At 73.2% G+C, this 11,532-nt stretch carries 14 protein-coding genes; 9 read left to right on the forward strand and 5 right to left on the reverse strand.

From position 1 onward, the window contains the following. Both CBZ_RS07150 and CBZ_RS07155 read right to left on the reverse strand, forming a co-directional pair. A partial coding sequence (locus tag CBZ_RS07150; RefSeq protein ID WP_130780890.1) for a hypothetical protein occupies positions 1–278 on the reverse strand: 278 nt, incomplete at its 3' end. Beyond that, the gene (locus tag CBZ_RS07155; protein ID WP_130780891.1) at positions 275–871 is read right to left on the reverse strand and encodes a DUF6318 family protein; all 597 of its coding nucleotides are present in this window, start codon (positions 869–871) and stop codon (positions 275–277) included. The genes CBZ_RS07155 and CBZ_RS07150, both read right to left, overlap by 4 nt. Positions 872–1,224: 353 nt before the next feature. Here CBZ_RS07155 and CBZ_RS07160 point away from each other — a divergent pair, with 353 nt between their 5' ends. From CBZ_RS07160 to CBZ_RS07185, 6 genes are all read left to right on the forward strand, one after another. Next, positions 1,225–2,085, forward strand: coding sequence for a type II secretion system F family protein (locus CBZ_RS07160; protein ID WP_130780892.1), 861 nt, complete (start codon positions 1,225–1,227; stop codon positions 2,083–2,085). Continuing rightward, complete coding sequence (locus CBZ_RS07165) at positions 2,082–3,017, forward strand: type II secretion system F family protein (RefSeq protein WP_130780893.1); 936 nt, start codon at positions 2,082–2,084, stop codon at positions 3,015–3,017. Before CBZ_RS07160 ends, CBZ_RS07165 begins: the two co-directional genes overlap by 4 nt. 72 nt (positions 3,018–3,089) lie before the next feature. After that, entirely contained in the window at positions 3,090–3,296 is a 207-nt protein-coding gene (locus tag CBZ_RS07170) for a hypothetical protein (RefSeq protein WP_130780894.1), read from the forward strand. A 74-nt stretch (positions 3,297–3,370) separates the two neighbouring features. Continuing rightward, on the forward strand, positions 3,371–3,766 hold the full coding sequence (locus tag CBZ_RS07175; RefSeq protein ID WP_130780901.1) for a TadE family protein: 396 nt from the start codon (positions 3,371–3,373) through the stop codon (positions 3,764–3,766). Then, positions 3,763–4,338: a pilus assembly protein gene (locus tag CBZ_RS07180; protein WP_373862143.1), complete on the forward strand. Its 576-nt coding sequence runs from the start codon at positions 3,763–3,765 to the stop codon at positions 4,336–4,338. Before CBZ_RS07175 ends, CBZ_RS07180 begins: the two co-directional genes overlap by 4 nt. Continuing rightward, a complete protein-coding gene (locus CBZ_RS07185; protein ID WP_130780895.1) occupies positions 4,335–4,850 on the forward strand; it encodes a pilus assembly protein TadG-related protein in 516 nt (171 codons plus the stop codon). The genes CBZ_RS07180 and CBZ_RS07185 overlap by 4 nt, the downstream gene beginning before the upstream one ends. A gap of 225 nt (positions 4,851–5,075) precedes the next feature. On the opposite strand, the gene CBZ_RS07190 is transcribed toward CBZ_RS07185, so the two are convergent. Continuing rightward, a complete protein-coding gene (locus tag CBZ_RS07190) occupies positions 5,076–5,726 on the reverse strand; it encodes a TetR/AcrR family transcriptional regulator (protein WP_130780896.1) in 651 nt (216 codons plus the stop codon). Between the two features lie 88 nt (positions 5,727–5,814). Here CBZ_RS07190 and CBZ_RS07195 point away from each other — a divergent pair, with 88 nt between their 5' ends. Then, entirely contained in the window at positions 5,815–6,975 is a 1,161-nt protein-coding gene (locus CBZ_RS07195) for an epoxide hydrolase family protein (protein ID WP_130780897.1), read from the forward strand. A 55-nt stretch (positions 6,976–7,030) separates the two neighbouring features. On the opposite strand, the gene dinB is transcribed toward CBZ_RS07195, so the two are convergent. Together dinB and CBZ_RS07205 are read right to left on the reverse strand one after the other, a co-directional pair. Further along, positions 7,031–8,233, reverse strand: a complete 1,203-nt coding sequence (gene dinB / locus CBZ_RS07200) for a DNA polymerase IV (protein WP_218022725.1) — start codon at positions 8,231–8,233, stop codon at positions 7,031–7,033. A gap of 139 nt (positions 8,234–8,372) precedes the next feature. Further along, positions 8,373–8,810 carry an NUDIX hydrolase gene (locus CBZ_RS07205; protein WP_281274861.1) on the reverse strand — a complete coding sequence of 146 codons (438 nt, stop codon included), beginning with the start codon at positions 8,808–8,810 and terminating at the stop codon, positions 8,373–8,375. A 52-nt stretch (positions 8,811–8,862) separates the two neighbouring features. Here CBZ_RS07205 and prfB point away from each other — a divergent pair, with 52 nt between their 5' ends. Together prfB and chvE are read left to right on the forward strand one after the other, a co-directional pair. After that, a complete protein-coding gene (gene prfB / locus CBZ_RS07210; protein ID WP_130780899.1) occupies positions 8,863–9,975 on the forward strand; it encodes a peptide chain release factor 2 in 1,113 nt (370 codons plus the stop codon). A 393-nt stretch (positions 9,976–10,368) separates the two neighbouring features. After that, positions 10,369–11,496: a multiple monosaccharide ABC transporter substrate-binding protein gene (gene chvE, locus CBZ_RS07215; protein ID WP_130780900.1), complete on the forward strand. Its 1,128-nt coding sequence runs from the start codon at positions 10,369–10,371 to the stop codon at positions 11,494–11,496. Positions 11,497–11,532: the final 36 nt, after the last annotated feature.

Raw genomic sequence — 11,532 nt, forward strand, 5'->3', positions numbered from 1 at the left:
TCGGTGTCCCCGCCGCCGAACTGCTCGTCGCCGTCGCCCATCTCGGTCCCGCCACCGGTCGTGACGTTGCACATCGGCGCCCGGGTGTACCGCACCAACGCGAGCGCGGGGTCGGCTGCGGCCGACCGCTTGAGGGCCATCGCCGCCTCGAACCCGTCAAGCAGCAGTGCATCGTCCTCGGCGTGCTCACCGATCTCGAGTGCGGCCGTCGGAGCTGCTGATACGAGAACCAGACATACCGCGAGCCCGGCAGCAGCACGGGCTCGTGCGCGCTTCATGACACCGTTTCGTGTGCCAAGGCGCGGACCGTCCACGCGCCTGACTCATAGACCACGATCGCGTCCACCTTGTACGTGTGACCCGGGTAGGACTTGATGGTGGTCCCGAACTCGTTCACCTCGGTAGAGGGGGCCTCCGTCAGGGTGAACGTGCTGGTGTACCACCTGCCGAGGTCGACTTCGAGCGTCGTCAGGTCGCTGACGGTGTACCCGCCCCCGACGGCGCGCTCGTTCCTGGCGACCATCGTGTCGAGCGCGTCTGTCCAGCTCCTACAGAACGTGCAGTCCGGGTGGCTGAGGGCCTTGACGTCAGAGGGGTCACCGACCTGCTGGGAGTACGGGAGCAGGTAGATCCAGTACATGAGGACCGCTTGGGCGGCATCGATCGAGCCGGCTTGGTCGAGAGCGGCCGGTCGCTCGGGCTTGGTCCCATCGGGGAGCGCGGAGATCTCGCCGGGGACGTCCGGCGTCGGAGTCGAGCTCGCCGCTGCGGTCGCGGACGACGCCGGCGTCGCGCTCGTCCGCGTGGGCTCGATCGGGATCGGTTCCGGCGTGCACCCACCCACCGTCGCGACCAGCGCGATCGCGATCATGGCCGCCCGAGAGCGGCCGGGCCCCCTGCCCTGCGTCGACATGCGCGGAAAACTACCCGAATCGGACATCGGCCGGGTCGAGTGATCCACAGGGTGCTCGTGGACCCGGCGTCGGCATCAGACGGACCCTCGACCGCTCGCCGGTCCCTGGGGTGGCGCGGCGTCGACTGCCTCTTTTCGGCGTTCCGTCACGTCGACCGGACTGTGGACGAACTTGACGGCGCCAAGCACGCGTGCCCTAGGTTCGCCGCGAATCGGACCAATCGGGCAGGGGGCGGCGAGGTGACGACGCGACGGACGGCGGCCCGTAAGGCCGTCGCCGGCAGCCGCCCGGTGGGCTGGGTGACGGCCTGATGGGCGTGGTGGTCGGACTCCTGCTCGGCGCGGGCCTTGCGTGCGTCTGGTGGTCGTGGTGGGCGCCTCACCCCGGCTCCGGGCCGCCGGTCGACGGATGGAACGCCCGCACGCAGGACGCCCTCGTGCAGGCGGGGATGAGCGGGGTCACGCCCGCGGGCCTGGTCCTGACGAGCGGAGGGCTCGGACTCGTCGGGCTGCTCGTAGGCTTCGCGCTCACGCGGGTGCCGTCGATGGCGCTGTGCCTCGGCGTCTTCGTCGCGCTCGCCCCGTCCGCCGTCGTGCGCGGTCGAGCCCGTCGGCGCCGCGCGCGCCTGCGGGCCCTGTGGCCGGAGGTCGTGGACCACCTGGCGTCGGGCATCCGTGCCGGGCTCGCGCTGCCGGAGGCCGTCGCCCAGCTCGGCGAGCGAGGGCCGGTCGAGCTCCGGGAGCCGTTCCTGGCGTTCGCCGTCGACTACCGCGCCACCGGCCGGTTCGGCGACTGTCTCGACCTCCTCAAGGCGCGGCTGGCGGACCCCGTCGCCGACCGCATAGTCGAGGCGCTGCGCCTGACGCGTGACGTGGGTGGCACGGACCTCGGACGCCTGCTCCGGACGCTGTCGTCCTTCCTGCGCGAGGACCTGCGCACGCGTGGTGAGCTCGAGGCGCGGCAGAGCTGGACGGTCAACGCGGCACGGCTAGCCGCCGCAGCCCCGTGGCTCGTCCTCGGTCTGCTCGCGACCCGGACCGAGGCTGCACAGGCCTACGACTCGACGGTCGGCCTGCTGGTCCTCGCGGCGGGCGCCGCGAGCACCGTGGTCGCCTACGTGCTCATGCTCCGCATCGCGCGGCTGCCCGAGGACCCGCGGGTGCTGCGGTGACCCCCGTCGTGGCCGGCGCGGTCGCCGGGCTGCTCGCGAGCGTGGGGGTGCTGGTCGTCGTCGCCCGCCTGCGGGCTCGGCGGATCAGCCTCGACATGCGCCTGGCGCCCTACCTGCGCCCGCAGCGCACGTCGTCGGCGCTGCTCCTGCGCGCGCCGAGCAGCGGCGGGGCCGCAGCGACGCTCGAGCGGCTGGCGGCACCCGTCATGCACGACGCCGTCCGGCTGGTCGCGCGCCTGGGCTCACCGACCGCGGACCTGCGCCGACGGCTCGCCCGCGCCGGACGGCACGAGACGGTCGAGCAGTTCCGCGCCGGCCAGGTCGTCTGGGGTGCGCTGGGTCTGACCGTCGGGCTCGCGCTCGCCCTGCTGCTCGTCGCGATCCGTGGGACCTCGCCCGTCGTCGTGGTCGTGCTGGTCGCGCTCTGCGCTGCGGCGGGCGTGCTCGGCCGCGACTGGATGCTCGGGCGTGAGGTCGCGCAGCGCGAGGGGCGGATGCTCCAGGAGATGCCGACGATCGCCGAGCTGCTCGCGCTCGCCGTCGGTGCGGGCGAGGGCGCGACTGGGGCACTCGAGCGGGTCGTGCGCAGCACCCACGGGGAGCTGAGCGCCGAGCTCGAGCGGACCCTCGCGGACGCGCGCGCCGGTGCGCCGCTCACCACGGCCCTCGACGGGCTCGCCGACCGGACCGGGCTGCCGGCCCTCGCGCGGTTCGCCGAGGGGGTCGCCGTGGCCGTCGAGCGAGGCACCCCGTTGGCCGAGGTGCTGCGGGCCCAGGCCCAGGACGTCCGCGAGGAGGTCCGGCGGGAGCTGATGGAGACGGGCGGTCGCAAGGAGGTCGCGATGATGGTGCCCGTCGTCTTCCTCATCCTTCCGGTGACCGTCGCGTTCGCCGTGTTCCCGTCGCTGCTCGTCCTGCGGGTCGGCCTGTGACGGGGCCGGGACAGAACCTTCCGGGGAGGCTCGACGAGCCACCCGACCACGTTGATCGAGGAGGCACGAGACATGGAGCCCGAGCGACGCACGACCCTGTGGGAGCGCGTGACGACGGCGGTCGCCCTGCGGCTGGGCGGCGACCGCGAACGCGGCGACGTCCCCGGCTGGGTGCTCGTCACGCTGATGACCGCAGGGCTGGTGACGGCCCTGTGGCTCATCGCCGAGCCCGCGCTGCGCGGGGTGTTCGACGAGGCGATCGCCAACGTGACGCCGTAGTCGACCGAGCGTCGACGGGCGACCCGACGGCTGCGCGACGCGTCGCGCCGGGTCGCGGGTGTCGTCGCGGTGAGCTGCCTCGGTGGACGTGGGCGGGCTCGGGTGACGCGGGGTCGGCGGTCGTCGACTTCGCCCTGGTCGGCGGCCTGGTGACGGTGCTGTTCGTCGCGGTCGTCCAGCTCGCGCTCGTCCTGCACGTCCGGAACACGCTCGTCGACTGTGCGGCCGAAGGGGCCCGGTACGCCGCGCTCGGCGGCCACACGGTCGACGACGGAGCGGCACGCACGCGGGAGCTCGTCGGGCAGTCGCTGTCCGCGTCGTACGCGCAGGACGTCCGAGCGGGCCGCACGACGCTCGACGGCATCGCAGTCGTCGAGGTGAGCATCGTCGCGCCCCTGCCCGTCGTCGGTCTGATCGGTCCGCGGGATGCCCTCACCGTGCAGGGGCACGCGTACGCGGAGGACCAGTGACCTGGCTCTCCGGCGTGCGGGCCGCCGGCCGTGGTGCCGGGAGGGTGCTCGCCGCGCGGTTGGGTCGGGCGGTCGGCGCCGACCAGCGCGGAGCCGCCGTGGTCGGCCGCGGTCGCGGCGGCCCGGACCTCGGTGGCGTGGGGCGTTCGGACGACGGGAACGCGGTGCTCGAGTTCCTCGGCGTCGCGCTCGTCCTGCTCGTGCCGACGATCTACCTGGTCCTCGTGCTCGGCCGGGTGCAGGCGGCGGCGTTCGCCGTGGAGGGGGCGGCGCGGGAGGCGGCCCGGACCGCGGTGGCCGCGGACGATCCCGCCCAGGCCGCGCAGCGTGCCGTCGCCGCCACCGGGATCGCGCTGCGCGACCAGGGGTTCGACGACGACCCCGCGACGGCGCTGCACCTGTCGTGCACCTCGGTGCCCTGCCTGGAACCGGGTAGCCGCGTGGCGGCGCACGTCGAGGTCGTCGTCCCGCTGCCGTTCGTGCCGGGGTTCGTACGGGACGTCGTCCCGCTGTCCGTCCCGGTCAGCGCCGAGCGCGTCGCCCCGGTCGACACCTACCGGGCGCGCGGATGAGCGGCGTGCGGTGGCTGCGGGTGGTGGTGCGGCGAGTGGTCGGGCGGGTGCGCGGGGCGGCGGGCGACGACTCCGGTCAGGTGCTCCTGCTGACGCTGTGCTTCGTGACGGTCGCGCTGCTGCTCGTGCTCGTCGTGGCGGCCGCGACAGGCGTCCACCTGGAGCGCAAGCGCCTCGTCGCGCTGGCCGACGTGGTGGCGCTCGACGCGTCGGACGCGATCGCGGACCCCGGCTACTTCGCCCCGGGCGCGGGTCAGGGGGATCCGGACCGCGGCGGACTGCCGTTGAGCGACGCGAGCGTCAGGGCCGCGGTCGACGCCTACCTGGCGGAGCACGCGGATGCGACGGCGTCGTTCGTGGAGGTCCGGGTCCTGGAGGCCACGAGCCCCGACGGCCGTTCGGCGCACGTGCGGCTCGGGGCGCTCGTACGGGTGCCGGTCGTCGGCGTCGTCCTGCAGCCCTGGTCGGAGGGCATCACCCTCGAAGCCGGCTCGTCGTCGCGGTCGTCCTAGGGATCGAGCCCGGACCGCTCTCGGTCGAGCGTTCGTACCGGCGTCGGGTCCCACCGTGGGCGCGACCTCGCCTCCTGCGAGAGGTCGGTGGAGCGCGCGGTGCCGACGGGCCGAACCCGCTGGCGAGGGGTCGGCCCGACCGCGAGGCCGTGACACGGGCGCTGCCGCTTCGTCCGTGAGAGCCGTCTCGGCCGACGGCGGGCATCGCGCGCTGCGCCGGGGGCGTCAGGCGGGGGACCAGCGGGACTCCTGCTCCTCCCACGTGGGCGGGGTGGAGGGCAGGGGGTGCGGGTCGGGGGTGGACAGGCCGTCGACGAGCAGGGCGAGCTGGCGTCGGCGGAGCTCGGCAGTGCGGGTGCGGTCGCCGAGGCGCGCGCGGGCGATGGTCTCGAGCACCAGGGCGACGTCGAGCTCGGTGACGTCGGCGCGCAGCCGCCCGGACTCCCGGGTGCGGGCGAACAGCTGGCCGGCGAGGTCGACCATGCGGACGGTGCGCTCGCGGTGGCCGTCGTCGGGGGTGAACGTGCCGGCGAGCGCGACGGTGAGGGAGTGGGTGTCGGCGTCGACGATCCGCTCGAGCCAGGTGACGTAGGCCTGCCACGGGTCGCCGTCGTCGGCGAGCGCCCGCTCGGTCTCGGCGAGGTACAGGTCCTGGCCGACGGCGCACAGCGTGCCGAGCAGCTGCTCCTTGCTCGCGTACCGGTGGTAGAGGGCGCCGATGCCGACGCCTGCGCGGCGGGCGACCTCGGCGATGGGGGCGGTGGGGTCGTCGACGAACACCTCGCGGGCGGCGTCGAGGATCGCGCCGTCGTTGCGGGCGGCCTCGGCGTACCGGCCGCGCCGGGGTGCCGGCGGGGTGGGCGTGTCGGACTCCATGTCGGCGATCGTACCTCTTGAACGAAGCATTCAGTTCAACTAGACTCGAAACTGAACGAAGCATTCAGTTCAACGAGAGGTCGGAGCCATGTCCGAGGTCACGATCCGCCCGTTCCACATCGACGTGCCGCAGGCCGACGTCGACGACCTCCGGGAGCGGCTCGGCCGCACCCGCTGGGCCGCGCAGCTCCCCGGGGAGCCGTGGACGCGCGGCGTCCCGACCGACTACCTGCGCAAGCTCGCGCAACGGTGGGCGACGACCTACGACTGGCGTGCCGCCGAGGCCGCGCTCAACGCGCACCCGCAGTTCGTCGCCGACGTCGACGGCCAGCCCGTGCACTTCCTGCACGTCACCTCGCCCGAGCCGGACGCGACGCCGCTCGTGCTGCTGCACGGCTGGCCTGGCTCGGTCGTCGAGTTCAGCCGCGTCATCGGCCCGCTGTCCGACCCGCGCGCGCACGGCCTCGACCCCGCCCAGGCGTTCCACCTGGTCGTCCCGTCGCTGCCAGGGTTCGGCTGGTCGACACCGCTCGCGGGCGCCGGGTGGGACAGCAACCGCATGGCGCAGGCGATCTCCCGCCTCATGGCCGCCCTCGGCTACGAGCGGTACGGCGCGCAGGGCGGCGACTTCGGCGCGTTCGTCGCGCCCGACCTCGGCCGCGTCGACCCGGACCACGTCATCGGCGTGCACGTCAACGCCGCGACCTTCGGGTTCATCCCGTGGGGCGAGGTGTCCGAGGAGGAGCTCGCGACGCTCACCGACGTCGAGCGCGCGCGCATCGACCGCCTCAACCACTACCAGGCCGAGCAGACCGGCTACTTCCAGGTGCAGTCCACGCGCCCGCAGACGATCGCGGCGGCGCTCGCGGACTCGCCCGCCGGGCAGCTCGCATGGGTCGTCGAGAAGTTCCAGGAGTGGACGAGCGCCGACGCGGCACTGCCCGAGGACGCCGTGCCGGTCGACGAGCTCCTCACCAACGTGTCGCTCTACTGGTTCACGAACACGGCGGGGACGTCCGCGAACATCTACTACGAGGCGATGCACGCCGGCTCCTGGCCGTCCCCGTCCGGCGTCCCGACGGGCGTCGCGGTGTTCGGGCAGGACGTCGCGATCCGCCGGTACGCCGAGCAGGCGCACACGATCGTGCACTGGTCGGACTTCGACGAGGGCGGCCACTTCGCGGCGATGGAGACGCCCGACCTGCTGGTCCAGGACGTGCGCGCGTTCTTCGGCGGGCTGACGGCCTGAGTGCCCCGCACCGCGTCGGGCTCGCGGACAGGTCGCCGCGAGTCCGGCGCCGGCGTCAGTCGGGGAGCTGGGGGACGGCGATGCCCTCGCCGCGGCGCAGCAGGCTCGCGCGCGTCACCGTCGACTTGCCGAAGCGGTCGGCGAGCGAGTCGAGCGTCGAGTCGAGCAGGCCGGTGTCGGGGCCGTCGAGGGCGAGCTGCGGCTGGACGACGGCGTCGGACTCCAGGTTGGTGAGGGCGACGCCGACGAGCGTCAGCCCGCGCTCGCGGACCAGCGGCGCGACGGAGTCGAGCAGCCCGACGGCGGCGGCGGCCAGGTCGGCACCGGACGCGGTGGCGTGCGTGAACGACCGGGACCGGGTCGCGCGCGTGTAGTCCTCGAAGCGCAGCCGCAGGACGACGGTCCGGGCGGTCCGGTGGGCGGTCCGCATGCGCCGGCAGACGCGGTCCACGAGGCCCAGCAGGGCGGCGTGCACGAACTCGGGGTCGTGCGGGCCGTGGCCGATGGCCCGCTGCGCGCCGATCGAGCCGCGGCGACGCCCGGTGACGACGTGCTCGGGCGTGCGGCCGTGCACGACGGCGTGCAGGTGCCGGCCGGCGGCGGGACCGAGCGCGCCGACCAGGACGGACTCGGGGAGCATCGCGACGTCGCCCGCGGTCCGCAGCCCGTACCCGTGCAGCTTCGCGGCGGTCACCTCGCCGACGCCCCACAGCAGCTCGAGGGGGAGCGGGTGCAGGAACGCGTCCTCGGCGTCGGGCGGGACGAGGACGAGGCCGTCGGGCTTGCCGACGCGGGAGGCGACCTTCGCGAGGAACGGCGTGCGGGCCACGCCGACGGTGATGGGCAGCCCGACCTGCTCGCGGACCTGCCGGCGCAGGCGCGCGGCGATGTCGACCGGGGGGACGTCGATGCGGTGCAGGCCGGCGACGTCGAGGAAGGCCTCGTCGATCGACACGCCCTGGACCTGCGGCGTCGTCGCGTGGAACAGCTCGAACACCGCGCGGCTGGCCTCGACGTAGGCGTCGAAGCGCGGGCGGACCTCGATGAGGTCGGGGCACAGCGCCCGGGCCTGCCGCCCGCTCATGGCCGTCTTCACGCCGCGGCGTTTGGCCTCGTAGGAGCACGCGAGGACGACGCCGCCCCCGACGGCGACGGGGTGCCCGCGCAGGCGCGGGTCGTCCCGCTGCTCGACCGACGCGTAGAACGCGTCGAGGTCGGCGTGCAGGATCGCCGCACGTCGGGGCGGTGAGTCGCTCACGAACACATGTTCGAACCGACCACTGACACGCGGTGTGCGCCCCACGACGGCCCGGCCCGGTGTGGAAGGTGTGTCGCCCTCGACGCGACGCACCTTCCACGCCACGCCACGCCACGGCGACGGGGCGAGGCGGCTCCGGTCAGGCCGGGCGGGGCGCGAGCGCGGCGAAGCGGCGGGCCTCGCCGACCAGCTCGACGCACGGCAGGTCGTCGAGGTCGGCCGACGGCACCCACGCGGCGAGGTCGGTGCTGCCGTCGACCTCGTGCCGCAGCGTCCCGCCGACGACGTGCGCGCGGTAGACGATCCGCAGCAGCTGCGTCTTCTCGGGGAGCTGGCTGCGCTGCAGGGCGGGGTCGACGACGAGCGAGGAGATGCCGATCAGGTCGTCGACCTCGACGGCGTACCCGGTCTCCTCGTCGACCTCGCGCACGACGGCGTCGGCGGGGTCCTCGTAGGGGTCGATGCCACCGCCGGGCAGGGTCCACAGCGGGCCGACGCCGACCATGGGGGACAGGCGGGACAGGAGCATCCCGCGGGACTCGACGACGACGGCGTACGCGCTCACCCGGATGGCCACGGTCCGAGGCTACGAGATGGCCGGGGTGCGACACCGGGTAGCCTGGACGGTCGTGGCCACCACCGACTTCCCCGCCGAGATCCGCGAGCTGCGCACGACCCTGGAGTCCATCCAGGCGGTGAGCGACCCGACCGCGCTCAAGGCGAAGATCGCCGACCTCTCGGAGCAGGCCAGCGCCCCGAACCTGTGGGACGACCCGGACGCGGCGCAGAAGGTCACGAGCGCGCTGTCGGCGGCGCAGTCGGAGCTGGACCGGGTCGCGAAGCTCGGCGGCCGCATCGACGACCTCGAGACGCTCGTCGAGCTCGGTGTCGAGATGGACGACGAGGACAGCCTCGCGGAGGCCGAGGTCGAGCTGACGGGCATCCGCAAGGACCTGGGCGAGCTCGAGGTGCGGACGCTGCTCAACGGCGAGTACGACCAGCGCGACGCGGTCGTGACGATCCGCTCGGGTGCGGGCGGCGTGGACGCGGCGGACTTCGCGGAGATGCTGCTGCGGATGTACCTGCGCTGGGCGGAGCGGCACGGCTACCCCACGACGGTGCTCGACACGAGCTACGCCGAGGAGGCGGGCCTGAAGTCGGCGACGTTCGAGGTCAAGACCCCGTACGCGTTCGGCCACCTGTCGGTCGAGGCGGGCACGCACCGCCTGGTCCGGATCTCGCCGTTCGACAACCAGGGGCGCCGGCAGACGTCGTTCGCGGCGGTCGAGGTCATCCCGCTCATCGAGCAGACGGACTCGGTGGAGATCCCGGAGTCGGAGATCAAGGTCGACGTGTTCCGCTCGTCGGGCCCCGGTGGCCAGTCGGTCAACACGACGGACTCGGCGGTGCGCATGACGCATATCCCGACGGGCATCGTCGTGTCGATGCAGAACGAGAAGTCGCAGATCCAGAACCGTGCCGCGGCGCTCCGCGTGCTGCAGTCGCGCCTCCTGCTGGTCCGCAAGGCCGAGGAGGACGCGAAGAAGAAGGAGCTCGCGGGCGACATCAAGGCGTCGTGGGGCGACCAGATGCGCTCGTACGTCCTGCAGCCGTACCAGATGGTCAAGGACCTGCGGACGGAGCACGAGGTCGGCAACCCGTCTGCGGTGTTCGACGGCGACATCGACGACTTCATCGAGGCGGGCATCCGCTGGCGCCGGTCGCAGTCGATCGAGGCCTGACCCGCCCCGCACGTCCACCCGACGGGCGCCCGCGTGGCGCCCGCGCAGCTCTCGCGACCGCCGGCTCGCGCGCGCCCTCGGTCGTCCATCGATGCACGACCGGCGACGCCCGAGACGGGGCAGCGCTTACCGCGCCGACCCCGGGGACGAAGGTCCTGGTCCCGCCCCTTCACCCGGCGCCTGTCTTCGCATCGCGAAGTTAACCCTCTCGGGGGACCTGGGAACGCGCTCAGGCGCCCGCAGGACACAGGTTGGTAACGAGACTTGCACCACTCTTGCCTTCAGGTCTTGAATTCAAGCGACATGACCGGCCACCCGGACCAACGAGGGTGTCGACGGGCAGAGACGCCCAGGACGACGTGGCCGGACGGTGCAACCAGGGAGCGGACAACGATGTCTTTTGCATGGAGGAAGGTCGCCGTCGGCATCGCCACGGCCGGTCTGGTCGTCGGGCTCGCGGCGTGCAGCCAGGAGCGCGAGGCCGGCGGTGAGGAGACCGGTGGGGCCGACGCCGAGGGCGCGCTCATCGGCATCGCGATGCCGACCAAGAGCCTCGAGCGCTGGAACCGCGACGGCTCGCACCTCGAGGGCCTGCTGCAGGACGCCGGCTACGAGACCACGCTGCAGTACGCCGACAACAAGGTCGACCAGCAGATCACCCAGATCCAGAACATGATCAACCAGGGCGCCGACGTCCTGGTCATCGCGTCGATCGACGGCACGGCCCTCGCGCCCGTCCTCGAGGACGCCGCCGCGGCCGAGATCCCCGTCATCGCCTACGACCGCCTCATCAACGACACGGAGAACGTCGACTACTACGCGACGTTCGACAACGAGAAGGTCGGCACGCTCCAGGGCGAGTTCATCGAGGAGGCCCTCGACCTGAAGAACGCCGCGGGTCCGTTCAACCTCGAGCCCTTCGCCGGCTCGCCGGACGACAACAACGCCAAGTTCTTCTTCTCCGGCGCGTGGGACGTCCTGCTGCCCTACGTCGAGGCCGGCAAGCTCGTCGTCCCGTCGGGCAAGGCCCCGGCCTCGAACGACGACTGGCAGTCCATCGGCATCCAGGGCTGGGGCTCCGACACCGCCCAGGCCGAGATGGAGAACCGCCTCAACTCGTTCTACGGCGGCGGCCAGAAGGTCAACGTCGTCCTGTCGCCCAACGACTCCCTCGCCCTCGGCATCGCCCAGGCCCTCGAGGGTGCGGGCTACGCGCCCGGCGACGGCTACCCGGTCCTGACCGGCCAGGACGCCGACCAGGCGAACGTCCTCAACATGCTGGCCGGCAAGCAGTCCATGTCGGTCTGGAAGGACACCCGCGCGCTCGGTGACCAGGTCGCCAAGATGGTCGGCCAGATCATCGACGGCGGCACGGTCGACGTCAACGACGAGGAGACGTACGACAACGGCGTGAAGGTCGTCCCGACCTACCTGCTCGACCCGCAGGTCGTGACCCCCGACACCGTCGAGTCGGTGCTCGTGGACTCCGGCTTCTACAAGGCCGAGGACCTGGGTCTCTGACCCACCCCGGACCGCCGGCGCACCCCTGCGTGCGCC

Source organism: Cellulomonas biazotea, assembly GCF_004306155.1.
Classification (GTDB): Bacteria; Actinomycetota; Actinomycetes; order Actinomycetales; family Cellulomonadaceae; genus Cellulomonas; species Cellulomonas biazotea.

Bases quoted from the DNA above. Each gene is read 5' to 3' on its own strand.
- CBZ_RS07185 (WP_130780895.1), top strand. From the start codon at position 4,335: ATGAGCGGCGTGCGGTGGCTGCGGGTGGTGGTGCGGCGAGTGGTCGGG.
- CBZ_RS07155 (WP_130780891.1), bottom strand. From the start codon at position 871: ATGATCGCGATCGCGCTGGTCGCGACGGTGGGTGGGTGCACGCCGGAA.
- CBZ_RS07160 (WP_130780892.1), top strand. From the start codon at position 1,225: ATGGGCGTGGTGGTCGGACTCCTGCTCGGCGCGGGCCTTGCGTGCGTC.
- CBZ_RS07195 (WP_130780897.1), top strand. From the start codon at position 5,815: ATGTCCGAGGTCACGATCCGCCCGTTCCACATCGACGTGCCGCAGGCC.
- CBZ_RS07190 (WP_130780896.1), bottom strand. From the start codon at position 5,726: ATGGAGTCCGACACGCCCACCCCGCCGGCACCCCGGCGCGGCCGGTAC.
- CBZ_RS07170 (WP_130780894.1), top strand. From the start codon at position 3,090: ATGGAGCCCGAGCGACGCACGACCCTGTGGGAGCGCGTGACGACGGCG.
- chvE (WP_130780900.1), top strand. From the start codon at position 10,369: ATGTCTTTTGCATGGAGGAAGGTCGCCGTCGGCATCGCCACGGCCGGT.